This is a genomic window from Paraburkholderia sp. MM5384-R2, assembly GCF_014201025.1.
Lineage (GTDB): Bacteria > Pseudomonadota > Gammaproteobacteria > Burkholderiales > Burkholderiaceae > Paraburkholderia > Paraburkholderia tuberum.
In genome coordinates this window covers 21,292-46,123 of sequence record NZ_JACHDI010000015.1, presented here as the reverse complement: position 1 = coordinate 46,123, position 24,832 = coordinate 21,292, and the positions used below count along the sequence as shown (strand labels likewise).

Annotated in this window: 19 protein-coding genes; 6 read left to right on the top strand and 13 right to left on the bottom strand. The window is 65.8% G+C overall.

Annotated elements, in window-relative coordinates; genetic code table 11:
• Nucleotides 1–8: 8 nt before the first annotated feature.
• The 3 genes from fghA to HDG37_RS22580 all read right to left on the bottom strand — a co-directional run bounded on the left by fghA (nt 9) and on the right by HDG37_RS22580 (nt 3,604).
• Complete coding sequence (fghA, locus tag HDG37_RS22590) at nt 9–860, bottom strand: S-formylglutathione hydrolase (RefSeq protein WP_184051453.1); 852 nt, start codon at nt 858–860, stop codon at nt 9–11.
• Between the two features lie 15 nt (nt 861–875).
• Nucleotides 876–1,982: an S-(hydroxymethyl)glutathione dehydrogenase/class III alcohol dehydrogenase gene (locus HDG37_RS22585; RefSeq protein WP_184023024.1), complete on the bottom strand. Its 1,107-nt coding sequence runs from the start codon at nt 1,980–1,982 to the stop codon at nt 876–878.
• Nucleotides 1,983–2,137: 155 nt separating this feature from the next.
• Entirely contained in the window at nt 2,138–3,604 is a 1,467-nt protein-coding gene (locus tag HDG37_RS22580; protein ID WP_184051450.1) for a xylulokinase, read from the bottom strand.
• A gap of 466 nt (nt 3,605–4,070) precedes the next feature.
• On the opposite strand from HDG37_RS22580, the gene HDG37_RS22575 reads away from it, so the two are divergent.
• Complete coding sequence (locus HDG37_RS22575) at nt 4,071–5,480, top strand: nucleobase:cation symporter-2 family protein (RefSeq protein ID WP_184051448.1); 1,410 nt, start codon at nt 4,071–4,073, stop codon at nt 5,478–5,480.
• A 115-nt stretch (nt 5,481–5,595) separates the two neighbouring features.
• Here the strand turns inward: HDG37_RS22575 and HDG37_RS22570 are convergent, their stop codons facing one another.
• Genes HDG37_RS22570 through HDG37_RS22560 form a run of 3 tightly spaced genes read right to left on the bottom strand, consistent with a single transcriptional unit; the run spans nt 5,596 to nt 11,590 of the window.
• The gene (locus tag HDG37_RS22570) at nt 5,596–7,116 is read right to left on the bottom strand and encodes an efflux transporter outer membrane subunit (RefSeq protein ID WP_184051446.1); all 1,521 of its coding nucleotides are present in this window, start codon (nt 7,114–7,116) and stop codon (nt 5,596–5,598) included.
• Between the two features lies 1 nt (nt 7,117).
• A complete protein-coding gene (locus HDG37_RS22565; RefSeq protein WP_184051444.1) occupies nt 7,118–10,348 on the bottom strand; it encodes an efflux RND transporter permease subunit in 3,231 nt (1,076 codons plus the stop codon).
• An 18-nt stretch (nt 10,349–10,366) separates the two neighbouring features.
• Complete coding sequence (locus tag HDG37_RS22560) at nt 10,367–11,590, bottom strand: efflux RND transporter periplasmic adaptor subunit (protein WP_184051442.1); 1,224 nt, start codon at nt 11,588–11,590, stop codon at nt 10,367–10,369.
• 428 nt (nt 11,591–12,018) lie between these two features.
• Here HDG37_RS22560 and HDG37_RS22555 point away from each other — a divergent pair, with 428 nt between their 5' ends.
• Nucleotides 12,019–12,660, top strand: a complete 642-nt coding sequence (locus tag HDG37_RS22555; protein WP_184051440.1) for a TetR family transcriptional regulator — start codon at nt 12,019–12,021, stop codon at nt 12,658–12,660.
• A gap of 92 nt (nt 12,661–12,752) precedes the next feature.
• Here the strand turns inward: HDG37_RS22555 and HDG37_RS22550 are convergent, their stop codons facing one another.
• A complete protein-coding gene (locus HDG37_RS22550) occupies nt 12,753–13,391 on the bottom strand; it encodes a cysteine hydrolase family protein (protein ID WP_184051438.1) in 639 nt (212 codons plus the stop codon).
• Between the two features lie 170 nt (nt 13,392–13,561).
• Between HDG37_RS22550 and HDG37_RS22545 the strand changes: the two genes are divergently transcribed.
• A complete protein-coding gene (locus HDG37_RS22545) occupies nt 13,562–14,557 on the top strand; it encodes a helix-turn-helix domain-containing protein (RefSeq protein WP_184051436.1) in 996 nt (331 codons plus the stop codon).
• Between the two features lie 108 nt (nt 14,558–14,665).
• On the opposite strand, the gene HDG37_RS22540 is transcribed toward HDG37_RS22545, so the two are convergent.
• The 6 genes from HDG37_RS22540 to HDG37_RS22515 form a co-directional block, all read right to left on the bottom strand.
• A complete protein-coding gene (locus HDG37_RS22540) occupies nt 14,666–15,388 on the bottom strand; it encodes a CoxG family protein (RefSeq protein WP_018421687.1) in 723 nt (240 codons plus the stop codon).
• Nucleotides 15,389–15,422: 34 nt separating this feature from the next.
• Nucleotides 15,423–15,803 (bottom strand): DUF427 domain-containing protein, encoded by a 381-nt coding sequence (locus HDG37_RS22535; protein WP_184023015.1) that lies wholly within the window; start codon nt 15,801–15,803, stop codon nt 15,423–15,425.
• A gap of 151 nt (nt 15,804–15,954) precedes the next feature.
• Nucleotides 15,955–16,449 carry a carboxypeptidase regulatory-like domain-containing protein gene (locus tag HDG37_RS22530; protein WP_184051434.1) on the bottom strand — a complete coding sequence of 165 codons (495 nt, stop codon included), beginning with the start codon at nt 16,447–16,449 and terminating at the stop codon, nt 15,955–15,957.
• Between the two features lie 278 nt (nt 16,450–16,727).
• On the bottom strand, nt 16,728–18,245 hold the full coding sequence (locus HDG37_RS22525; protein WP_184051652.1) for a DegQ family serine endoprotease: 1,518 nt from the start codon (nt 18,243–18,245) through the stop codon (nt 16,728–16,730).
• A 168-nt stretch (nt 18,246–18,413) separates the two neighbouring features.
• Nucleotides 18,414–19,712 (bottom strand): ATP-binding protein, encoded by a 1,299-nt coding sequence (locus HDG37_RS22520; protein WP_184051432.1) that lies wholly within the window; start codon nt 19,710–19,712, stop codon nt 18,414–18,416.
• Nucleotides 19,713–19,716: 4 nt separating this feature from the next.
• Complete coding sequence (locus tag HDG37_RS22515) at nt 19,717–20,379, bottom strand: response regulator (RefSeq protein WP_090801714.1); 663 nt, start codon at nt 20,377–20,379, stop codon at nt 19,717–19,719.
• 342 nt (nt 20,380–20,721) lie between these two features.
• On the opposite strand from HDG37_RS22515, the gene dacB reads away from it, so the two are divergent.
• From dacB to HDG37_RS22500, 3 genes are all read left to right on the top strand, one after another.
• Nucleotides 20,722–22,284, top strand: coding sequence for a D-alanyl-D-alanine carboxypeptidase/D-alanyl-D-alanine-endopeptidase (dacB, locus tag HDG37_RS22510; RefSeq protein WP_409260239.1), 1,563 nt, complete (start codon nt 20,722–20,724; stop codon nt 22,282–22,284).
• Nucleotides 22,285–22,472: 188 nt separating this feature from the next.
• Entirely contained in the window at nt 22,473–23,390 is a 918-nt protein-coding gene (locus HDG37_RS22505; protein ID WP_184051428.1) for a sterol desaturase family protein, read from the top strand.
• A 95-nt stretch (nt 23,391–23,485) separates the two neighbouring features.
• Nucleotides 23,486–24,709: an SGNH/GDSL hydrolase family protein gene (locus HDG37_RS22500; RefSeq protein ID WP_184051426.1), complete on the top strand. Its 1,224-nt coding sequence runs from the start codon at nt 23,486–23,488 to the stop codon at nt 24,707–24,709.
• Nucleotides 24,710–24,832: the final 123 nt, after the last annotated feature.

Here is a 24,832-nt window from a genome sequence, read left to right as displayed (position 1 = left end):
GACGTTGTTCAGCCGAGCAACACCTTCGCGTGATGCGCGAGATGATCCTCGACGAACGTCGAGATGAAGTAGTAGCCGTGGTCGTAACCCGCATGCCGGCGCAACGCCAGTGGCTGACCCGCGGCCTTGCACGCCGCTTCGAATACGTCGGGATTGAGCTGCGTGGGCAGGAACTGATCCGCGAGCCCCTGATCGACGAGAATCCCTTCCGCGAACTTGTGCGTCGCTTGCGAAACCAGCTCGCTCGCGTCGTACTGCTTCCACGCTTCACGGTTCTCGCCGAGATAACCGCTAAACGCCTTCTCGCCCCACGGACAACGCATCGGCGCCGCGATCGGCGCGAACGCCGACACCGACCGATAAATGTCCGGATTGCGCAGCGCGAGCATCAGCGCGCCGTGGCCGCCCATCGAATGACCGAAGATGCCGAGACGCGCGCCATCGATCGGCAGGTTCGCAAGCGCCGTTTCGCGCAGCTCGTCGCGCACGTACGAGTACATGCGGTAGTTCCGCGCCCACGGCTCCTCGGTCGCGTCGACATAAAAGCCCGCGCCGACGCCGAAGTCCCACGCATCGCTCTCGCCTGGCACGCCCGCGCCGCGAGGGCTCGTATCCGGCGCGATCAGCGCGACGCCGTGCCGGGCCGCGAAGCGCTGCGCGCCGGCCTTGATCGCGAACGTCTCTTCTGTGCAGGTCAGCCCCGCGAGGTAGAACAGCGCGGGCACCTTCGCATTGCCCCGCAACGTCTGCGCCGGCAGATAGACCGAGAAGCGCATCGGCAGACCGATGGTGCGCGACTCGTGCCGGTAAAAGCGCTGCTCGCCGCCGTGGCAGGCGTGCGACGATAGTAGTTCGAGCATCGCGACGCTCCTCGCTTAGTAGAGCACGACCGAGCGGATCGACTCGCCCTTCTTCATCAGCTCGAAGCCCTCGTTGATGCGCTCGAGCGGCAGACGGTGCGTAATCAGATCGTCGATATTGATCTTTCCTTCCATGTACCAGTCGACGATCTTCGGCACGTCGGTGCGGCCTCGCGCGCCGCCGAACGCCGAGCCCTTCCACTCGCGGCCCGTCACCAGCTGGAACGGCCGCGTGCTGATCTCTTCGCCCGCCGCCGCGACGCCGATGATGAACGACTGCCCCCAACCCTTGTGCGTGCATTCGAGCGCCTGGCGCATCACCTTCACGTTGCCGATGCATTCGAACGAGTAGTCGGCGCCGCCGTCGGTCAACTGCACGATGTGATCGACGACGTTCTCGACTTCGTTCGGGTTGATGAAGTGCGTCATGCCGAACTTCTTCGCGAGTTCGACGCGGCCCGGGTTGAGATCGACACCGATGATCTTGTCCGCGCCGACCATCTTCGCGCCTTGAATCACGTTCAGCCCGATACCGCCGAGCCCGAACACCACCACGTTGGCACCCGCCTCGACCTTCGCCGAATACACGACCGCGCCGACGCCGGTCGTCACGCCGCAGCCGATGTAGCAGATCTTGTCGAACGGCGCGTCTTCACGCACCTTAGCGACCGCGATCTCCGGCACGACGATGTAGTTCGAGAACGTCGACGTCCCCATGTAGTGGAACAGCGGCTTGCCATCGAGCGAGAAGCGCGAGGTCGCGTCGGGCATCAGGCCCTTGCCCTGCGTCGCGCGGATCGCCTGGCAGAGATTCGTTTTGCGCGACAGGCAGAACTTGCACTGACGGCATTCGGGCGTGTAGAGCGGAATCACGTGATCGCCCTTCTTCAGCGTGCCGACGCCCGGCCCGACATCGACGATCACGCCCGCGCCTTCGTGGCCGAGAATCGCCGGGAAGATGCCTTCGGGATCGGCGCCCGACAGCGTGTAGTAGTCGGTGTGGCAGATGCCCGTCGCCTTCACTTCGATCAGGACTTCACCGGCGCGCGGACCTTCGAGATCGACTTCCTCGATCGTCAACGGGGCGCCGGCTTTCCATGCGATTGCTGCTTTGGTCTTCATCGTCAATGCTCCTGTGAGTCCGTGAGTGCGTGAATGCGAAATGGCATCGCGTGCCGGCGACTACGTGACACGCGAAAAGCGTCATGGTATTGCATAGTGCGTGAAGGCTGCGGCGCCGATGGCTGCGCTCGGCACCGTGTTCAACGCCGTCGCTGTCACTTCGCTTCGCCCGGCGCGCTACCACCGAACCACGGCTCGACCCGGCCATACAGATCGACGAAGCGCGCATAGCGTTCAGCAAGCGCCGCATCGCCTCGTGGACCCGCGACGCGCGTCGCGCCCGGCGCGAGCGCGGCGAGATCGCGCGTCTGCCAGTGGCCGCACGCGAGACCGCCGAGGATCGCCGCGCCGCGCGGCGCCGCGTTCGGGCAATCGACCGCATGCAGGTCGACGTCGAGCGCATCGGCGAGCAGTTGTCGCCAGCGCGCGTCGACGGAGCCGCCGCCCGCGAGCTTGAGCGCCGTCACCGGCGCGCCGCTCGCGCGAATCGCATCGAGCCCCGCGCGCAACGAGAACGCGACGCCCTCGAACGCGGCACGCATCATCGCGCCGCGCGTATGCTCGAGCGACAAACCGAGCCAGCCGCCGCGCGCCTGCGGGTTCAGCCACGGCGTGCGCTCGCCGGTCAGGTACGGCAGGAAGCTCAGCGTCGACGCCACTTCAGCGGCGGCATGAGCCCTCGCATCAGCCGCATCGTCAAATGCCTCTCGGTAAGCCTCCGCCCACCCAAACGACAGCCACCCGCGCACCCGCTCCAGCGCGATGCCGACGTTCTGCATCGCCGCCATCCGATACCAGTGATCGCTCGCCGCGCGATAGCGATGCAAGCCCTTCAGCGGCGCAGGCTCGTCGTTCGCGAGCACGACGATCTGTCCGCCGGTGCCGGTCGTCAGCAGCGCGTCGCCGTCACGCACGAGTCCGCTGCCGAGCGCCGCGCACGGCGTATCCGCGGCGCCGGTGGCGAGCACGATACCGGCCCGTAAGCCAAGTGCCTGTGCTGCCTGCGGCGACAGCGCGCCCGCCGCCGCATACGACGGCGCCACAGGCGCGAACCACTCAGACGGAATCTCGAGGCGTTGCAGCAGCGCCGTGTCCCACGCGCCGGCGGGATCGGCGAGCGCGGTCGCGCACGCGTCGGACGCATCGGTCACGCACGCGCCGCCGAGCGCGACGCGCAGCCAGTCCTTCGGCTGCAGCGCCCAGCGCGTGCGGCGCGCGGCATCCGGTTCTTGCAGCACGAGCCAGCGCAGCAGCGGTCCGGCCATGCCGGGCGCGACCGGATTCGGTTGCGGCTCGGGCCACGCGTCGAGCATGGCGAGCGCGCGCGAGTCCGGCCACAGCATGGCGCGCCGCACCGCTGCGCCGTTTGCATCGAGCAGCACGACGCCGTGCATCTGGCCAGAGAAGCCAATCGCGCGCACGCCGTCACGCAGCTCGCGCGGCAGGCCCGCCATCGCATGGACGAGCGCGTTCCACCAGGTCTCGACGTCGATTTCGGCCCAACCCGCGTGCGGCGTAACGAGCGCATAAGCGACGCTCGATACCGCCTGCTCGCGTCCATGTTCGTCGACGATTGCCGCTTTCAGGGAGCCGGTGCCGAGATCGATGCCGAGAAAACTCATGAGCGCAGGGACGTTGAAACGAGGTGAAGAAGGAGCCAGCGAGACTGGCGACGAAGTGGGAAAGCGAAGCTCAAAGGCGAAGCTGCACAGACGCCGCGAACGTTGAACAAACGGCTCGGAAAACACGCGAAAAAAAACCATTCGCGGGTTAACCCCGTCGTGCTGCGAGCGTCATCAAAACAGGACTATGCGCGAAGCGTGATACACGTCATTGATTCTCACACATATCCCCTCGCGCGACGAACCCGCGCCGCGCACGCCATGCACCGCCCGCGGCCCCCACTGCATAGGGCTCTCTGGCGTCCGACGGCCGATCCGTCCCACTCGTGGCTTTAATTTGCCTTTCAAAACAGGTCTCTGCATATCGCCGCCGGGAATGCCGGAATAGCCACGTATGGTCTTGTTGCGACTTTTCGTCCCCGATACCTTGGAGTCATCCCAAAACGAGATGGTGGAGACAGACGATATGCAAGCGAACACGGTTCACCCGTGCGACGAGCGCCTACCGGCGGGCCAGTTGCTCACTCTCGGCATCCAGCACGTGCTGGTCATGTACGCTGGCGCTGTCGCGGTGCCGCTGATCATCGGCGCGGCGCTGAAGCTGCCGAAAGACCAGGTCGCCTTCCTGATCAGCGCCGATCTGTTTTCCTGCGGCATCGCCACGCTGATCCAGACGCTCGGACTGTGGATCTTCGGCATCCGCCTGCCCGTCATCATGGGCTGCACGTTCGCGGCCGTCGGCCCGATGGTCGCGATCGGCACCAATCCTTCGCTCGGCATCCTCGACATCTTCGGCTCGACGATCGCGGCCGGCGTGATCGGCATTCTGCTCGCGCCCGCGGTCGGCAAGCTGTTGCGCTTCTTCCCGCCGGTCGTGATCGGCGTCGTGATTTCGGTGATCGGCCTGTCGCTGATGGAGGTCGGCATCAACTGGGCGGCCGGCGGTGTCGGCAATCCCGACTATGGCAATCCGGTCTATCTCGGCCTGTCGCTGCTCGTGCTGACGCTGATCCTGCTGATCAACAGGTTTGCCAGGGGGTTCGTCGCCAATATCTCGGTGCTGCTCGGCATCGTCGCGGGCTTCGCGATCGCGCTGATGCTCGGCCGGGTCAACCTGGACGGCGTCATGCACGCGCCGTGGGTCGGCTTCGTGATGCCGTTCCACTTCGGTCTGCCGCACTTCGATGCGCTGTCGATCGCGACGATGGTCACCGTGATGTTCGTCACGTTCATCGAATCGACCGGCATGTTTCTCGCGGTCGGCGACATGGTCGATCGTCCGGTCGATCAGAAAACGCTGGTGCGCGGCTTGCGCGTCGACGGTCTCGGCACGCTGATCGGTGGCATCTTCAACTCGTTCCCGCATACGTCGTTCTCGCAGAACGTCGGGTTGATCGGCGTGACCGGCGTGAAGAGCCGCTTCGTCTGCGCGATGGGCGGCGTGATCCTCGTGCTGCTCGGCCTCTTCCCGAAGATGGCGCAGGTGGTCGCGTCGGTGCCGGCGTTCGTGCTCGGCGGCGCGGGCATCGTGATGTTCGGCATGGTCGCGGCGAACGGCATCAAGGTGCTGTCGCGCGTCGACTTCGTGAGGAATCAGCACAACCTCTTCATCGTCGCGGTCAGCATCGGGCTCGGCCTCGTGCCGGTCGTCTCGCCGCACTTCTTCTCGCAACTGCCGCCGGCGTTGTCGCCGCTGCTACATAGCGGGATTCTGCTCGCGTCGGTGTCGGCGGTCGCGCTGAACCTGATCTTCAACGGCGTGAAGGGCGAGAAGATGGCGAAGAGCGAGCTTCGCCGCGCCGGGCACGATCTCGACGCCAGCGCGGGCGGCGCACCGCAGAGCAACGAGATGCTGCGAGCGGCGGATCTGCATTGAGCTTTTGATGCATCGGTGATGCGGCGAGCGGCACCGAACGCCGCGAATCAACAAAAACGCCACGGCATGCCGTGGCGTTTTTGCTTTACTTCTGCGGTTCGTCGAGCCGCAGCGCTTACCCTGCCGTCGCCGCCGAAGCCGCGACCGGTGCGCTCGCCGCACCGTAGTCGACCGGCGCGTCGGCGGGACGCGGCTGCTCGCCGTTGTGCTCGATCCAGCCGCCGCCGAGCGCCTGGTACAGCGTGACCAGGTTCTGCAGACGTTCCATGCGCGCGGTGACCAGCGCCTGCTGAGCCACGTACAACGAGGTCTGCGCGGTCAGCACCGAAAGATAGCTGTCGACACCGCTCGTATAACGGAGGGTCGACAGATCCAGCCGGCGCTGCTCGGCCGCGACATCCCGCTCGAGCGCCGCGATCTGCTCGTCGTACGTGCCGCGCGCGGCCAGTCCGTCCGCCACTTCGCGGAAGGCCGTCTGGATCGCCTTTTCATACGTGGCGATCTGCACGTTCTTCTCGATGTTGGCGAGATCGAGGTTGGCCATGTTCTGACCGCCCTCGAAGATCGGCAGCGTGATCGACGGCGCGAAGCTCCACGCCGCCGAACCCGGCTTGAACAGCCCGCCGAGCGTCGGGCTCAGCGTGCCGGCGCTGCCGGTCAGCGTGACCTTCGGGAAGAACGCCGCGCGCGCCGCGCCGATGTTCGCGTTGGCCGCGAGCAGATTTTCCTCGGCCTCCATGATGTCGGGACGGCGCGTCAGCAGATCGGACGGCAGGCCCGCCGGAATATCCGTGAGCAGGCTCTGGTCGTTCAGCGGCAGGCCGCCCGGCAGATCAGCCGGCAACGGCTCGCCGATCAGCAGCACCAGCGCGTTGTCAGCCTGAGCCCGCAAACGCGTCTGCGCCTGCAGGTCCGCGCTCGCGGTTTCGACAACCGTTTGCGACTGGCGCAGATCGAGTTCCGAACCGGTGCCGTTCTCGAACTGCAGCTTCGTGATCCGAAACGACTCCTGCGCCGTCTTCAGCGTGTTCTGCGTGACCTTCAGCAGATCGTCCAGTTCGAGCACCGTCATGTACTGGTTCGCCACCTGCGACACCAGCGCGATTTCCGCGGACTTGCGCGCCTGCGCGGTGCCGAGGTACGTGGCCAACGCCTGATCCCTCAAGCTTTGCACGCGCCCGAAGAAGTCGATTTCCCACGACGCGTTCAAGCCCACCGAATACGTGTTGGTAATCGTCGGGCCGTTGGGCGACGCCAGCAGATCGCGCGGCGTGCGCTGCCGGCTTTGCGAAGCCGCGGCGTCGAGCGTCGGGAACAGGCCCGCGCGCACGATACGGTACTGCGCCGCCGACGCCTGCATGTTCAGCACCGACACACGCAGATCACGGTTGTTCTTCAGCGCGATTTCGATCAGCTGCTGCAGACGCGGATCGACGAAGAAGTCGCGCCAGCCGATGTCGGCGGCAGCCAGGCCGTTCGCGCCGCGCGCGCCCTGCGCGCCCGGCTGCTGGTCGTACACGCCGCCCGTCGGGAAAGTCGCCGTCACGGGCGCGGCGGGCCGCTGGTAGTGCGGCGCCAGCGTGCAACCCGTGGCGAGCAGCGCGACCGCCACTGCGATCAAAGAGTGTTTTTGCATCTCAATGCCCATCCTTGCCCGAGCCATTGCCATCCGACCCGTCGGTCGTGCCACCCGCCGCGCCGCCTTGCGGATCGTGCGGATGGTGCTGTTCATAGTGGCGCAGCGCCTCATCCGGGTCTTCCTTCTCACCGCCGAACTTCGCGCGAATCACGACGAAGAACATCGGGATCATGAAGATCGCGAGGAAGGTCGCCGTCAACATGCCGCCGATCACGCCGGTACCGATCGCGTGCTGGCTGGCCGACCCCGCGCCGTTACTGATCGCGAGCGGCAGCACGCCGAGAATGAACGCGAGCGAGGTCATCAGGATCGGACGCAAGCGCAGACGCGCCGCTTCGAGCGCGGCTTCGATCGGTCCCATGCCTCCACCCTGCTGCAGTTCTCGCGCGAATTCCACGATCAGAATCGCGTTCTTCGCCGACAGACCCACGGTGGTCAGCAGACCCACCTGGAAGAACACGTCGTTCTCGAGCCCGCGCAGCGTCGCGGCCAGCAGTGCGCCGATCACGCCGAGCGGCACCACCATGATCACCGAGAACGGGATCGACCAGCTTTCATACAGCGCCGCGAGACACAGGAACACGACGAGAATCGAGATGCCGTACAGGATCGGCGCCTGCGAACCCGACTGACGCTCTTGCAGCGACAGACCCGTCCACTCGTAGCCGACTCCCGCCGGCAGCTTGGTGACGATCTGTTCCATCGCCGCCATCGCCTGACCGGTCGACTTGCCCGGCGCGGCCGCACCCTGGATTTCCACCGACGAAATACCGTTATAGCGCTCGAGCTTCGGCGAACCGTAGGTCCACTCGGTGCTCGCGAAGGCCGAGAACGGCACCATCGCGCCCGCGCCGTTGCGCACGAACCAGGCATTCACGTCTTCCGGTTTCATCCGGAACGGTGCGTCGCCCTGCAGGTAAACCTTCTTGATCCGGCCGTCCGTGTCGAGGAAGTTGTTCACGTACGACGAGGCCCAAGCGATCGAGAACGTCTGGTCGATCGAGGCAAGCGACACGCCGAGCGCCGAAGCCTTCTCGTGGTCGATGCTCACCTTGAACTGCGGCGTATCGTTCAGGCCGTTCGGACGCACCTGCGCGAGCGTCGGATCTTTCGCCGCCAGACCGAGCAGCATGTTGCGCGCTTCCATCAGCTTCGCGTGACCGAGACCCCCGCGGTCCTGCAGCTGGAAGTCGAAGCCCGCCGCGGTGCCGAGTTCAGGAATCGACGGCGGATTGACCGGATACACGACCGCGTTCTTGTAGCTGCTGAAGTGCATGAACAGACGCCCAACGAGTGCCTGCACTTTCTGGTCCGCGTGCTGACGCTGCGAGTAGTCCTTCATCCGCACAAACACGAGACCCGCGTTCTGGCCGCGACCCGCGAAGCTGAAGCCGTTCACCGTGAAGGTCGATTCGACGATCGCTTTCTCGTCGTTCAGCAGATAGTCCGACACGTCCTTCAGCGCGCGGGCGGTGGTTTCCTGCGTCGAGCCCGATGGCGTTTGCACGAGCACGAACATCGTGCCCTGGTCTTCGTCAGGCAGGAACGACTTCGGCAGACGCACGAACAACAGCCCCACCGCGAAGATCACCACCATGTAGATGATGAGCCAGCGGCCCGAGCGCTTGATCACGTGGTGCACGCCAGAGTGGTATTTGTCGCGGCTGGTGTTGAAGGTACGGTTGAACCAGCCGAAGAAGCCGGTGGCTTTTTCGTGATGACCCTTCGGAATCGGCTTCAGGATCGTCGCGCACAGCGCCGGCGTCAGAACCAGCGCGACGAGCACGGACAGCACCATCGCCGCGACGATCGTCAGCGAGAACTGCCGGTAAATCGCACCCACCGAGCCGCCCGAGAACGCCACCGGCACGAACACCGCCGACAGCACGAGCGCCACGCCAACGAGCGCGCCGGTGATCTGGTCCATCGCCTTGCGGGTTGCTTCGCGAGGCGATAAGCCCTCCTCCTGCATCACCCGCTCGACGTTTTCCACCACCACGATCGCGTCGTCCACCAAAAGGCCGATCGCGAGCACGAGACCGAACATCGACAGCACGTTGATCGAGAAACCGACCACGCTCATGATCGCGAAGGTACCGAGCAGAACCACCGGCACCGCGATCGTCGGGATCAGCGTGGCGCGCAGGTTCTGCAGGAACAGGTACATGACGAGGAACACCAGCACGATACCTTCGAGCAGCGTCTTGACCACTTCCTCGATCGACAGGCGCACGAACGGCGTCGTGTCGTACGGGTACTGCACCACCAGACCGTGCGGGAAGTACTTCGACAGTTCGGCGATCTTCGTGCGCACCGCCTTCGCGGTGGCGAGCGCGTTCGCGCCCGTGGCCAGCTGGATACCGAAGCCTGCCGTCGGCTGACCGTTGTACTTGGTGTCGAAGTTGTAGTTTTCGCCGCCCAGTTCGACGCGCGCCACGTCGCGCAGACGCACCTGCGAGCCGTCCTGGTTCACTTTCAGCAGGATGTTGCCGAACTGCTCGGGCGTATTGAGCAGCGTGGCCTGCGTGATCGTGGCCTGCAGCACCTGCCCCGGCACCGACGGCGTACCGCCGAGCGAGCCGCCCGCGACCTGCACGTTCTGCGCCTGCAGCGCGGAGGAGACGTCGAGCGGCGTCAGGCCGAAGTTGTTCAGCTTGTTCGCGTCGAGCCAGATCCGCATCGCGTACTGCGAGCCGAACAGCGTCACCGTGCCCACGCCGTCGATACGGCTGATCGGATCCTGAATGTTCGACGCCACGTAGTTCGCGAGGTCGTACTTGTTCATGCTGCCGTCGGTCGACACGAACGCCATCACCATCAGGAAGCTGCTGCTCGACTTCGTGACCCTGGTGCCGAGCTGCTGCACCGCTTGCGGCAGCAACGGCGTGGCGAGCTGCAGCTTGTTTTGCACCTGCACCTGCGCGATGTCAGGATTGGTGCCGGCCGCGAACGTCAGCGTGATGGTGGCCGTGCCCGAGTCGTCCGAGGTCGACGCGAGGTACAGCAGGTGGTCCAGACCACTCATCTGCTGCTCGATCACCTGCGTAACGGTGTTTTCCACCGTCTTCGCCGAAGCACCCGGATAGGTTGCGCTGATCTGGATGGACGGCGGCGCGATGGTCGGGTATTGCGCGATCGGCAACGTGAACACCGACGCGATACCCGCGAGCATCAGGATGATGGCGATCACCCATGCAAAAATCGGGCGATCAATAAAGAACTTTGCCATGAGGCGGGCTCCCTGTTATTACGCGCCCGAGGCGGCGGAGGCAGGCTGAGCCGCGGGTTGACCTGTCTGGGCGCCGTTTGCGGCGGCCTCGGAAGCCGGGTTGCCGGGCAACTGCGCCGGCACGGGCTTGACCTGCTGGCCGGGACGCGCCTTGTCGGTGCCCTGGACGATCACGCGGTCGCCCGGCTTGAGGCCGTTCGACACCACCCAGTACGAGCCGAAGGTGCCCGAGGTGACGAGCTGACGCAGCTCGACCTTGTTGTCGTTGCCGACGACGAGCGCGGTGGGCTGACCCTTCTGGTCATGCGTGACGCCGACTTGCGGCACGATCAGCGCGTTCTGGTTGACGCCCTCGTCGATCTTCGCGCGCACGAACATGCCCGGCAGCAGCACGTGGTTCGGGTTCTTGAAGATCGCGCGCACCGTGACCGAGCCGGTGCCCTGGTCGACGGTCACGTCGGTGAACTGCAGCTTGCCCTTCTCGGAGTAGACGCGGCCGTCTTCCAGCACCAACGTCACCTGCGCGGCGCCCGGACCGGTCGTCTTCAGACGCCCTTCCTGGACCTCGCGGCGCAGCTTCAGACCATCGAGGCTCGATTGCGTGAGGTCGGCGTAGACCGGATCGAGTTGCTGGACCGTGGCCATCAGCGTGGCCGCACTCTGCTGCACGAATGCGCCCGGCGTGACCTGCGACACGCCGATCCGGCCGGTCACGGGCGAGGTCACGTCGGTATAGCCGAGGTTGATCTGCGCGGTATCGACCGCGGCCTTGCCCGCGGCGACGTCGGCGGCGGCCTGGCCTTCGGCGGCGACCGCGTTGTCGTAGTCCTGCTTGCTGACCGCGTTCGCCGCGACCAACACCTTGTAGCGATTGGCCTGCGCGGTGGTCGTCACCAGGTTCGCCTGCGCCTTCGCGAGCGATGCCTTCGCGTTGTTCAACGACGCGATGTACGGCGCCGGATCGATCTTGTACAGACGCTGGCCGGCCTTGACCTCACTACCCTCGGTGAACTCACGGCGCAGCACGATGCCGTCGACCCGCGCGCGCACCTGCGCGACGAGGAAGGCACTGGTACGGCCGGGAAGTTCGGTGACGACGGGCACGGTCGTCGGCTGGAGGGTGACGACGCCGACTTCGGGCGTCTGTGGCGGCGGGGCAGATTGTTTTGGTCCGCACGCCGCCAGCAAGATGGCAGCCGTCGCGGCACTGATTAAGCGGAATGGAACCCGTTCGACGCGCATGGAGCGACCTCTGTCAAAGACTGAGTAATGAAAAAGTGCGCGCATCCCTACCCCGGGGACGACAGCGCACACAAGCGTCTGGCGACGCTCGACCGGAAGCCTATGGATGCAAACCTGCGCCTGCAGGGCACCCTGCTACGAATGCGCCATACCGGGGAATGCCGCACGGCGCCGCCGTTTGGCGGCCGCGAAAGCGCTTTCGAAAGGCAACAGTGACGGATATTAACTGCTCGTCACGGCTTGGGCTATCCGATCGTGGGGTGCTATTATATATACATTCGTGAATGCATGTAAAAGCGCATTCATATCTTCCGAGGCTGGGGTACCGCAGATTCGCGTCGCAATTCGCTTCAGAAGTAGTCAAAGTGTCATCAGACCGACTTAAAACTGTCCGCATAAACCCCAGGATCAGCGCAGGCTACACCAATATGGTCAGAAGAACCAAAGAAGAGGCGCTGGAGACGCGCAACCGGATTCTCGACGCGGCCGAACTGGTCTTCTTCGAGAAGGGTGTATCGCGCACGTCGCTGGCCGATATCGCCCAGGCCGCGGGTGTCACGCGCGGCGCCATTTATTGGCATTTCGCGCATAAGAGTGAGCTGTTCACCGAAATGTTCGACCGCGTGCTGCTGCCGCTCGACGAACTGAAGGCGGCGTCGCTCGATCCCAACGAAGGCGATCCGCTCGGGCGCCTGATTGAAATCTGCGTGGTCTGCCTGCGCGACACTGCCAACGATCCCCGCCGCCGCCGCGTGTTCGACATTCTGTTTCTGAAGTGCGAGCTGGTCGAAGATATGGGGCCGGTGATGGAACGGTATCAGACCAATATGCGCGAGGGGCTCGCGAAGATCGAGGGCGGTCTGCGCAATGCGATCTCCAAAGGCCAGATGCCCGCCGACCTCGACACGAAGCTTGCCGCGGCGATGGTCCACGCGTTCGTCGGCGGCTCGTTGCGCGACATGCTGTTTTTGCCCGACGCGACCGACTTCGGCGCGCAAGCGCAGCAGATGGTGGAAGCGATGTTCGACGCCTTGCGCCTGAGTCCGGCGTTGCGCAGGAAGGCGGCGTAGAAGGCGCGCGAGGGTGACGGATTGGAACAGCGGGCGGTTCGGTGAACCGCCCGTTTCTGTTTTTGGACCGGGCCACCGCCCCTGCGCCGGGTTCAGGCAACCGCCCGGCGCGCTCGCGCCGCCTGATTCGACGCATAGATGTTGCCGCGCTCGAGCGGCGCGCCGCTCTTTAGCGCCGCGATCCATTGATCGGTGCTCGCGACCGCCGCGAAGCGCGACTGCAGCACCACGCTGAACACGCGATGGATCTCCTCCGCGCTCGCGAAGCCCGCGCTGTTTTCATACGGCACCGAGCCGGTTGCGTCGTGCAGGAACTCGACGGCGAGGCCAGCATGCACCGCGTGGTTGATCGTCGAGGCATCGCAATTGTGGGTCATGTAGCCGGTGACGCTCAGCGTATCGATCTGCCGGGCGGCGAGCCAATCGGCCAGATCGGTCCCAGCGAATGCGCTCGGCAGCGACTTCTCGACGAAATGATCATGAGCGCGCGAGCTGACGACCGTGTGCAGTTCCGCGCCCGCGCTGCCGCGCGCGAACAGCGGCGAGGTGGCGGGCGCGAGGTTCTGCACGATCACGACCGGCACGCTGGCGGCGCGCGCTGCATCGATCGCGCGACCGATGTTGGCGAGCGACGTGCGCACGTCCGGAAATTCGATCGGCAGGTCGCCGCTCACGTATTCGTTCTGCACGTCGATGACGATCAGCGCACGGCGCGGCGCGGGTGTGCTCATGGCAAGGCTCCTTGTCAGAAAAAGCGGTCGATGGCGCGCGCCCAGCGCGGTGGCCGCGGCGCAACGGCAATGACGGCATTGTTGCTCCGCTGCCCGCCCGTCGACAGCGGCCCGAATGACAACCTTCGCTAGAATCGGGCCATACTTATGGCTTTCATGAGGCGCCCGGCATGACCACCCTCGCATCTTCCGACGACGTCTCCGATCAGGCGCCGCGCCACGTCGTCGCCGTCGTCGCGTTCGACCGCATCAGCCCGTTCCATCTGTCGGTGCCGTGCGTCGTGTTCGGCGAGGACCGTCGCGCCGGCGGCGTTCCCGACTTCGACTTCCGCGTCTGCGCCGCGGAGACAGGCGCGCTCGCGACGACCGCGGGCTTCTCGATCGCGGTCATACACGGACTCGAAGCGCTTGCCGACGCACAGACGATCATCGTGCCGAGCTGGCGCGATCCCGCCGAAATCCCGCCCGCCGCGCTGCTCGACGCGCTGAGGGCCGCGCATGCGCGCGGCGCGCTGCTCGTCGGCCTGTGCCTTGGCGCTTTCGTGCTGGCCGCCGCGGGCATCCTCGATGGACGGCCCGCTTCGACGCACTGGGCCTGGGCCGACGACTTCGCGCGCCGCTACCCGCGCGTGCGACTCGACGCCGACGTGCTGTATGTCGACGACGGCAACGTGCTGACCTCGGCCGGCACCGCCGCCGGCCTCGACTGCTGCCTGCACGTGCTGCGCAAGATCTGCGGCGCGCGGGTGGCGAACCACGTCGCGCGCCGGCTGGTCGTGTCGCCGCATCGCCAGGGCGGCCAGGCGCAATACGTGCAGCAGCCGATGCCGCCGAAGCCGCGCGGCGATCGCCTGTCCGGCCTGCTCGACTGGGTGAGCGGCAACCTGGCCGCGCCGCATACGCTCGACACGCTCGCCGCGCGCGCGTTGATGAGCCGCCGCACCTTCACGCGGCGCTTCCGGCTCGCGACCGGCACCACCGTCGGCGCGTGGCTGCTCGCGCAGCGGCTCGCGCGTGCGCAACAGCTGCTGGAAAGCACCGACGAGTCGGTCGAAGCGATCGCGGCGAGCGCCGGATTCGGCTCGGCAGCATCGCTGCGGCAGCATTTCGCGGACGCGTTTCGTACGTCGCCGAGCGCGTGGCGGCGGGAGTTTCGCGGGGATTAGATGAAGGCGGCGGGAGCACCGCTATTTCGTAGTGCGTCACCGGGATTTCGTAGTCGCGCGGGGATGTCTGTCGCACGTTCCATCAGGGGCCGCGCGCGGCTCGCGGCCTCAATGCTCGCTGAACCAGCGCGCGACATACAATAATAGTGCGACCAGAAAGATCATCCCGGCCCACGCCCAGTACGGCACGACATGCTGACCGGGCTCGTGATGCGACCAGCTATGCGACGCGCTCGCCGCGCGCCCCGACAGCGCATGGCTGTGCTCGATGCGCGCTCGCCGCGCGATGCCGCCGAGGGTGATCGGCCGCAAAAACACGTACTGGCGACGCGGCGCCGTGCCACGCGCGCGGTTCGGCCCTTTGCCGTGCTTGGCGCGCACGACGGCGTCGAACTCGGCGAAAAAATCGTCGGCGATCTGACGCAAGGCGTTCTCGAGCTGGCGCGTCGGCAGCTCGGCGAGCGGTCCCGACGACGTCGCCCACAGTGTGTAGTCGATGCGCGTGCCGCGCTCCCGCCCCTCGTCCGCGCGCAAACGCACTTCGATCTGACCGCGCAACGCGCCGATGCCCTCGGCCAGGGCCTTGAAGTTGATAGTGCGGCGCTGCGCGTCAGCCGGGCCGGAATCCTGACCGGCGACGTGCGCGCGCGCCTGATAATGCGCGCGCAACGGGCCGAGCGGCACGGTCATCGTCAGCGCGTATTCGCCGTGAGCGAGACGCACGAACGACTCGCAGTTGTCGAGGCTGGCACGCAACAGCGCGAGGTCCTGCAACGCGTCCCAGACCTCGGACGGCGCCAGCGGAATCCGTAACGCGTCGTTCAGTTCCATGACAACCTCCCCGATGAACGCGCCGACTGCGGGATCAGGACGTCTGATCGATGCGGTCGACGCGCGATGCGTAAAAAGCGAGATAGCCCTTGATGCGACTGACCTGCTCAAACGGCGCCTCGTAGCACCACACCGCGTTCTCGATCACGCCATCTTCGGTGCGCAGATGGAAGTACGACGCGTCGCCCTTGAACGGACAATGCGACGTGTGCGTCGAGCGTTCGAGCCGGGCCATGTTCACGTGCTCGCGCGGGAAATAGAACACGTCGGCGAGGCCGGTCTCCGATAGCGTCAGCGCGGCCTGGGTGTCGGCCATCGTCACGCCGCCGTGAATCACGCGCACGCGGTGACCGTTGTCGCGGATCACGATGGTATGGCCGTCCAGCCGTCCCGCAGATGTCGACGCATCGCTCATGTCCAGGCTCCGTGATGGGGTGGGTGCTGCACTGCCGGCTGTTGCCGCCCGCCGGAACGGCAAAGCCACGGGAGCTGCCCGTGGCTTCATTATCGGCCAAACTTCGGCCGATTGCGCAAGCTTGCTGCGCGGCGGCGGACCGATCGACCCGTTACTTCGCGTTCCAGATGAACGCGGATTTGACGTTGCCGTGCGCCGGCACGCTAACCGAGCGGGTTTGCTCGCTGTCGTTGTATTTCGCGTGCACCGTATAGCGGCCGGGGCTCAAGCGCACCAGCATGAACGGTCCGCGCGACGTCGTGTTCAGCACTTCGCCGTTATGGGCATCGACGATACGCACGTGCACATCCGCGAGAAACTCGGCGTTGGGTCCGGTGAAGCGCAACGTCAGTGGCCACTGGCTTTGCGCTTGTCGCAACGCCCGCGATTCGTCGAGGCCGACGCCGCCCGACACGTACGACACGTCGCCCTGCTGCTGGACTTGCGGCAGACCACCGCCGTTGGTGTTGCCCGCGCTGGTGTTGTCGGTCGTCGAGCCACCGGTCACGCCCGCCTGCTGCGCGTACGCACCGCCCGCCAATCCGAGCGCGAGCGCCGCGCTCAGCGCGACGGCTACGATCCTTTGCTGATTGCGTTGGGTTTTCATCGGTTCGCTCTCCTTGTTGCAGTCCTTGCCCAGTCCCCGAACAGGCCCAAATCAAGCTCGAAGCAACCTGCGTGCCAACCATCCGGTTGCGTCGACTGGACATGCGCGACCGTGACGACAAGCCGCGTGGCGCGTTTCGCCCTGTCCGCGCTGCTCGCCATAGCACGGTGCGGACAGGCGAAAAAAAACCGGTCCTTGCAGTAAATGCAAAGGACCGGCAATCGCTACTACAGCTCAAACTGGGATGGGCGATCCGTTCGAACCGCCCGGATACTGGATCAGCCGAGATCTACGGGCACGAAAATCTGCGCGTTGTCCCGCTGGATCAGCAGCGCAATGCTGTTGCCTGCGCCCGAAATCATCTGCTTCAACTGATCGATGTTCGTGACCGGACGGCCATTGACCGCGAGAATCACGTCGCCCGCCTGGATGCCGGCACTCGCCGCCGCGCCGCCTGCCTGCTGTACGAGCAGACCGTGCGACACCGACGCGCTGCTCTTCTCTTCCGGCGTCAGCGGCCGCACCGCGACACCGAGACGGCCTTGCAACTGGGTCTGCTGATCGGTCTTGTTCGCCGACGCAACCTTTGCGTCCGAGAACGAGCCGATCGTCACCTTCACGTCCTTGCTGGCCTTATCACGCCACACTTTCAGCGTCGCCGAGCTGCCCGGCGCGAGACCTGCGATCTTCGCCGGCAGATCCGTCGAATCGCTCACTTCGTCGCCATTCACCGACAGGATCACGTCGCCCGGCTGCAAGCCAGCCTTGGCCGCTGGCCCGTTGGCGTCAACCGAGCTGACCAGCGCGCCTTGCGGCTTCTGCATGCCGAACGACTCGGCGAGCGTCTGGTTCAAGCCCTGTACTGCGACGCCGAGGCGGCCGCGGCTCACGTGACCGGTCTTGACGAGATCGTCTTTGACCTTGATCGCCTCGCTGATCGGGATCGCGAACGACAGACCCTGGAAGCCGCCCGTCTGCGAGTAGATCATCGAGTTGATGCCGATCACTTCGCCTTGCAGATTAAAGAGCGGACCGCCCGAGTTGCCAGGGTTCACCGGCACATCGGTCTGGATGAACGGCGTGTAGTTCTCATTGGGCAGCGAACGCGACTTCGCGCTGATGATGCCCGAGGTCACGGTGTTGTCGAAGCCGTACGGTGAGCCGATCGCGACGACCCACTGACCAACCTTGCTTTGGCGCGGATCGCCAATCTTCACCGTCGGCAGATCGCTCGCGTTGATCTTCAGCACGGCGACGTCGGACTGCTTGTCGGCACCGACCACCTTCGCCTTGAATTCGCGCTTGTCGGTGAGCTTCACGGTGACGACGTTCGCGCCATCGACCACGTGCGCGTTCGTCAGAATGTAGCCGTCATTGCTGATGATGAAGCCCGAGCCGAGGCTCACGCTCGGCTGGTCGGGCGCGTCTCCGCCATCGCCGCCCTGCATGCCGGGCACACCGCCGAAGAACCGCTTGTAGAACTGATAGAACGGATCGTTCGGATCGATCGGCAGCTGGTTGCCGTTGAGGTTGCCGCCATTACCACGCATCGCGGTTTGCTTGACCACGTGCTTCGCGCTGATGTTGACGACGGCCGGACCGTAGGTTTCGACGAGACCGGAGAAATCGGGGATACCGGTTTTGGCGGCTGCTTCGGCTGGCATCATCGCGGCGGCTTGCGCCGGCGAGATGATCTGCGGTGCTGGCACATCGCGATGGCCCGCCACATAGCCGGCTGAAAGCGCAGCGGCCACAGCTACCGCAACGGCGCCGCGGGACAAGGTTTTCGCGTTCATCATGAGCTCCTGACTGGAGAAAGTGACTTTGGATGTCGACGAGCGTAAAGGGCATCACTTAAAAGAGTCTTAAGCAGCGCCAGATCATGGGAACCTTATCGGACCGGCCGCTACGGACCGCCGCACCAGCACGAACGCCGGCGTTGGCCGAACAGTAAATCACCATGATCAAAAGCGTACGATGACCTGCAAACCACCGGCCGGCGAGTCATCGAGCGACACTTGCGCATGATGTTGGGTGGCGATCCGACGCACGATCGCGAGACCGAGGCCGCTGCCCGCCACGTCGGTGCGCGCGCGATTCGCGCCCGCTCCCGCGCGATAGAACCGGTCGAACACGCGCTCGCGATCGGCGGGATCGATACCGGGGCCGCTATCGGCGATCCGCACGACCGGATGGCCGTCCTCGACACGCAGGCTGACGTCGACGCGGCCGCCACGCGGCGTGTACTTGGTCGCGTTGTCGACGAGGTTGTTGAACATCACGCGCAGCGCTTCGGCGTCGCCGGTCACGCTGGCGGCCTCGCTCGCCTCGATGCCGAGGTCGACGCCGCGATTCATCGCGAGCGGCGCGTAGGTCGCGACGCACTCCTGCAGCAGCTCGCGCAGATCGAGCATCACTGCGCCGGCGGCGCCGTCCGGCTCGGCGCGCGCGAGCGCGAGCAGTTGCTCGGCGAGGCGCGTCGCGCGCGTGACACCCGCCTGCAGGTCTGCGAGCGCCTCGCTGCGGGCTGTGTCGTCCTTCGCGCGCGCGACCAGTTGCGCCTGAATCTGTACCGCGGCAAGCGGCGTGCGCAATTCGTGCGCGGCATCGGCGACGAACGCCTTCTGGATATCGAGCGCGGTCGCGAGCCGCTGCAGCAGCCCGTTCAGCGCACGCACGAGCGGCCGCACTTCGAGCGGCAGGCGCTGATCAGGCAATGGATCCAGTGCTTCGGGATGACGGGTGTCGAGCGCGCTCGTCACGCGCCGCAGCGGCCGCAGCCCGCGACCGACGATCACCCATACCGCGAGTCCGAGCAGCGGCAGCAGCACGATCAGCGGCCACAGCGTGCGCAGCGCGACATTGGCGGCGAGCCGGTTGCGCACCGACAGCGGCTGCGCGAGCTGCACGACGTTGTCGCCGACGATCGCGCCATATACGCGCCATTCGCCGCGGTCGGTGCGCTCGGTCGAAAAACCGAGTTCGGCGCGCGGCGCGAGCGGCGCACGCGGCCGCGAGTAATACATCAGCATGCCGTTGCGGTTCCAGATCTGCAGCACGATGCCCTCGTCGCCGGTATCGCGGCCGAGCACCTGCGAGAACGGTTCCGCCGGCAGCGCCGCGGCGATCTGCTCGAGCTGGTAGTCGAACAGCTCGTTCGCTTCGGCGAGTGCCTGCCGGTAGATCAGCCAGCCCGCGATGCCGACGCCGAGCAGCACGAGCGCGAGCAGCCAGAACAACAGTTGTCGGCGAATCGAGCGCATCGGCTCAGGCGTCCTTCGCAATCATGTAGCCAAGCCCGCGGACGTTACGGATCAGATCGGCGCCGAGCTTCTTGCGCAGCGCGTGAATATAGACCTCGACGGTATTGCTGCCGATCTCCTCGCCCCAGCCATACATCTTTTCCTCTAGCTGGCTCTTGGACAGCACCGCGCCGGGTCGCGCGAGCAGCGCCTCGAGCAGCGCGAATTCGCGCGCGGATAGCGCGACCAGGGCGCCATCGAGCGTCACCTGGTGCGACGCGGGATCGAGGGTCAAATTGCCGTGGCGAATCGTCGAATCGCTGCGGCCGGACTGGCGCCGGATCAGCGCGCGCATCCGCGCAGCGAGTTCGTCGAGATCGAAAGGTTTGACAAGGTAATCGTCAGCGCCGGCGTCGAGACCCTTGACACGATCGGCGACCGCGTCGCGCGCGGTGACGATCAGCACCGGCAGCGCATGGCCGCGCGCACGCAGTGCGCGCAGCACCTCGAGACCGTCGCGCTTGGGCAGACCGAGGTCGAGCAACGCGAGGTCGTAAGGCTGGGCCGCCGCCGCTCGCAGCGCGGCTTCGCCGTCCTCGACCCAATCGACGGCGAAGCCTTCGCCGCGCAGCGCCTTGCGCACGCCTTCGGCGATCATCCGGTCATCTTCGACTAGCAGGATGCGCATGGTTGTCCGTTCCAAAACATTCGATGATGCCGCATTCTAGCGCCCGCTTCCGGCCCGTGCGGCGTGTGGCGCTTTTTTCACCGCAGCCTCGCGGGATGTCACTACAATGGGCGCTTTGCGTCGCGCGACGGCCGTCGGGTAGACCGCGGCGCGCTACCGCGCCGTCAAGGCGCCCAGCTTGCCGTTCCATCGTCCCGCGCACGGCGCACGCCGCTCGCCGCACACCTTGAAATCCTGCTCGTCCGTTTGCCCGTTCACCTTTTCATGACGCACGCTTTTCTGTCTTCCGTCGCACGCCGTATGGCGCTGCGCTCGCGCCGTATGTTCGATCGCGCAGCCTTCATGCCTGACCGTGTCGTGCCGCGCGCGGCCGTCTGGCTCTGCGCCGCCGCGCTCGGCGCAGGCACGCTGCTGCCGCTGACCGGGGAGGCCCGCGTCAAGGCCACGCATCCGAGCGTCAACGTCACGACGGTACTGCCGCAGCCGGTGATGGTCGGTCTGCAGCGCGCGCACGTGCCGTTGTCGTCGATCAGCGTGGTCGTCGAAAAGGTCGGCGATCGCACGCCGATCCTCGCGCTGAACGCCGGCAAGCCGATGATGCCCGCCTCGACCATGAAGCTCGTCACCACCTACTCGGGCCTGTCGATCCTTGGTCCCGGTTACCGCTGGCGCACCAGCGCGTACGCGGACGGCCCGCTCGACGCGAGCGGCGTGCTGCACGGCAATCTGTACATCCAGGGCACCGGCGACCCGAAGCTCGTGCCCGAAGAACTGATCGACCTCGTGCAGAAGATTCACAAGGCGGGCATCAACGGTATCGACGGCGCGCTGGTGCTCGACAAGCGCTACTTCGATCCGTCGACTCGCGACCTGCCCGCGTTCGACGACGACGTGAACGCGCCGTACAACGTCGGCCCCGATCCGCTGCTGTACGCGTTCAAATCGCTGTCTTTTACGCTGATGCCGTCGCCCGATGGCACGGTGGCGATCGACGTGCTGCCCGCGCTCGCGCAACTGCGCATCGACAACCAGTTGCGTGCGACGAGCGGCCCATGCCGGGGCGAGTTGCCGACGCCGACCGTCACGCCGGAGCCTGACGGCACGCTCGTCGCGTCGTTTATCGGCGACTTTCCGGTGCGCTGCGACGCGCGCACGATCAACGTCGCCGTGCTCGATCACTCGACGTTCTTCGCGCGCGGCTTCCTCGCGCTGTGGCAGCAAACCGGCGGCACATTCACGGGCGCGACCCGCGAAGGCGCAGTGCCCGCCGGCGCGAAGCTCGTCGCCAGGCACGAGGGGCCAATGCTGTCGGACATCGTTCGCGACATCAACAAGTTCAGCAACAACACGATGGCGCGCAACCTGTTCCTGACAATCGGCGCCGCCGAGGAAGGGCCGCCCGCCACGCCCGCGAAAGCCGCGCACGCGGTCGAAGCTTTCCTGACGCGCGACAGCCTGAACACCGAATACCTGTCGCTCGATAACGGCTCGGGCCTGTCGCGCGACGAACACATCACCGCGCTCGCGCTCGCCGATGTTCTGCAACGCGCGAACGCGAGCCCAGTCGCGCAGGTGTTCGTCGACTCGCTGCCGATCGCCGGTGTCGACGGCACGATGCGCAATCGCCTGACCAGCCAGGGCGCGGGCGGCAACGCGCACATCAAGACCGGCACGCTGCGCGACGTACGCGCGATCGCCGGCTACGTCGCGTCGGCCGACGGCAACAGCTATGTCGTCGTCAGCCTGATCAACGACCCGCATTCGGAAGCGGCGCGCGCCGCGCACGACGCGCTGCTCGAATGGGTGTACGAAGGCCCGTCGCAGGGCTTCACGAAGATCTCCGCGCCCATCGCGGAAGCGCGCGAGAAGCCCAGGAAAAACCCGCGCAAACGCGGCGGCCACTGAGTATTCCTTCTAGCGATGCCGCGCGCGGCAAGCTCCTAACCGTGTACGCTGTCGGGCAGCATGCGGCGCGCGACATCACGGGCTTGCCGCGCAGGGCCCCGGTCGTGCAGACCGCGCGACCTCACGAACGATAACGACACCACCCGCTGCGTACCGCGCGGCGGTCAGGGACCAGGAAGGGAGACAAGATGCAATTCGATGCCGAATTGCTGCTGCTCGCCATGGCGCCCGTCTTTCTTGCCTGCATCGGCTGGGAGGCGTGGCACGTGCGCCGCACGCGCCCGGCCGAACGGCTCTACAGCTGGCGCGACACGCTGTGCAACGCCGCGCTCGCGCTGCTGCAGCAGGCCGCCGACAAGCTCGCGTGGCTCGCGATCATCCCTGTCTACGCGTTTTTCTACGAGCATTACCGCATTCATACATGGCCGGCGACGTGGCTGTCGTTCGTCGTGCTGTTCGTCGCGCAGGACCTGCTCTATTACGTCTTTCATCGCTGCAGTCATCGCGTGCGCTGGCTGTGGGCCGCGCACGTCGTGCATCACTCGTCGGAGCGAATGAATTTTTCCACCGCGTTCCGCCAGAGCCTGATGTACCCGATCGCCGGCATGTGGGTGTTCTGGATTCCGCTCGCCATTCCTGGCTTTGCTCCGAAGCAGATCGTCGCGATCGTGCTGATCAATCTCGGCTTCCAGTTCTTCGTGCACACGCAGGCGATCGGCAAGCTCGGCTGGCTCGAATACGTGTTCAATACGCCGTCGATCCATCGCGTGCATCATGCGCGCAACGATCGCTACATCGATCGCAATTCCGCAGGTGTACTGGTGATCTGGGATCGCCTGCTCGGCAGCTACGTCGAAGAAGATCCGCACGAGGCGCCGCGGTACGGCATCGTCGAGCCGCTGCACACGTACAACCCGCTGAAGGCGACGTTTCACGAATGGGCATCGATGGCCGCCGACTTCGCGAGCGTGCGCGGCTGGCGCAACAAATGGCGTGCGCTGTTCGCGCCGCCCGCCTGGGCCGCCGCTTGTCATGCGCAGCACGCGAAGGGAGCCGGCTTGAACTCAAACCATACGGTCGCGCTTCGGACATCGCGCAGGCCGTAGAAGATTCTGTAAGCTGTCGTCACGCCGCCAACGCGGTGGACGCCGCCTGCAACACATGGCATCAAGAGCCACACATACGAGGAGATGCAGTCAACATGAATCAAACCGCTTCGAAGAAACAGCAATGGTTGCGCGTCACGCAGATCGCAGTGGCGAGCGCAGCGTTCGCCGCGCTCGCGGCATGCGGCGGTGGCAGCGACAACAATAGTTCGAGCAGCAGCAACACGCCGCCGGGGGGCGTCACGCTGCAGGTCGTGTCATTCGGCGACAGCCTGTCGGATGTCGGCACATACATGCCGACGGTCCAGGCGAACGTCGGCACGGGCGGCGGCCGCTTCACGACGAATCCGGGTGAGGTCTGGACGCAGAAGGTCGCCGAGTACTACGGCGGCACGCTCACCGCCGCGTACGTCGGCGGCTTCGGCATGCCGCTCACCGCGACGGGCGGCCTCGGTTACGCGCAGGGCGGCTCGCGTGTCGATCTGCAGCCGGGCGAAGGCTACGCGCCGAACAACATGGCCGCGACGACGGAGCCGGTCACGACGCAGGTCGCCCACTATCTGGCCGGGCACAATAACAGCTTCAATTCCAACCAGCTCGTGCTGATGAACGGCGGCGCGAACGACATCTTCGTCGCGGTGCAAGCGGTCTCGGCTGCCGGTACGGCAGCGGCGACGCAGGCGCTCCTGAACGGCGGTACCCCGGCCGACGCGCAGACGGCGGCAGCCGCCGCGTCGCAGACAGCCACGCTGGCGGCGCTAAAGGACATTACCACCGCGGCGACCACGTTCGTCGGCACGGTGCAGAAGGTCGTCGCGTCGGGCGCGACGCACGTGGTGGTGTCGGACGTGCCGGACATCGCGCAGACGCCGCAAGGTCTCGCGGCGGGCGCGCAAGGCCAGGCGCTCATCAACGCGCTCGTCAAGACCTACAACGGCACGCTGCAGCAAGGCCTCGCGTCGACCAAGCAGGTCATCTACGTGAGCGCATTCGCGTGGATCGACCAGACGTTGCAGAACTATCAGTCGCTCGGTTTCACCGTGTCGAATACGGGTACCGCGTGTAACCTGGCGTCGATGGCCCAAAGCGCGACCACGTACGCGACGAACAATCCGAGCGTGCTCGCATCCGGCCAGACGGCGGCGGACTTCGGCAGCGCGATTGCATCGTCGCTGTTCTGCTCGCCGCAAACCTACACGGTGGCCGGCGCGGACCAGACCTACATGTTCGCCGACCTCGTGCATCCGACCACGCATCTGCAAGCGCTGTTCGCACAGCAGGTCGAGACGCAGATCGCTGCTAGCGGGCTTGGCAAGTAACGCAGCGTTGGCCGTGGGGTTAGCGGTATTCACATGACAGCTAACCGGCGTCGCTAAGGCTGGCTAGATGGCAAAAGGCCCGGCTCGTTGAACGAGCCGGGCCTTTGCCTTTTCCGGTGGCCA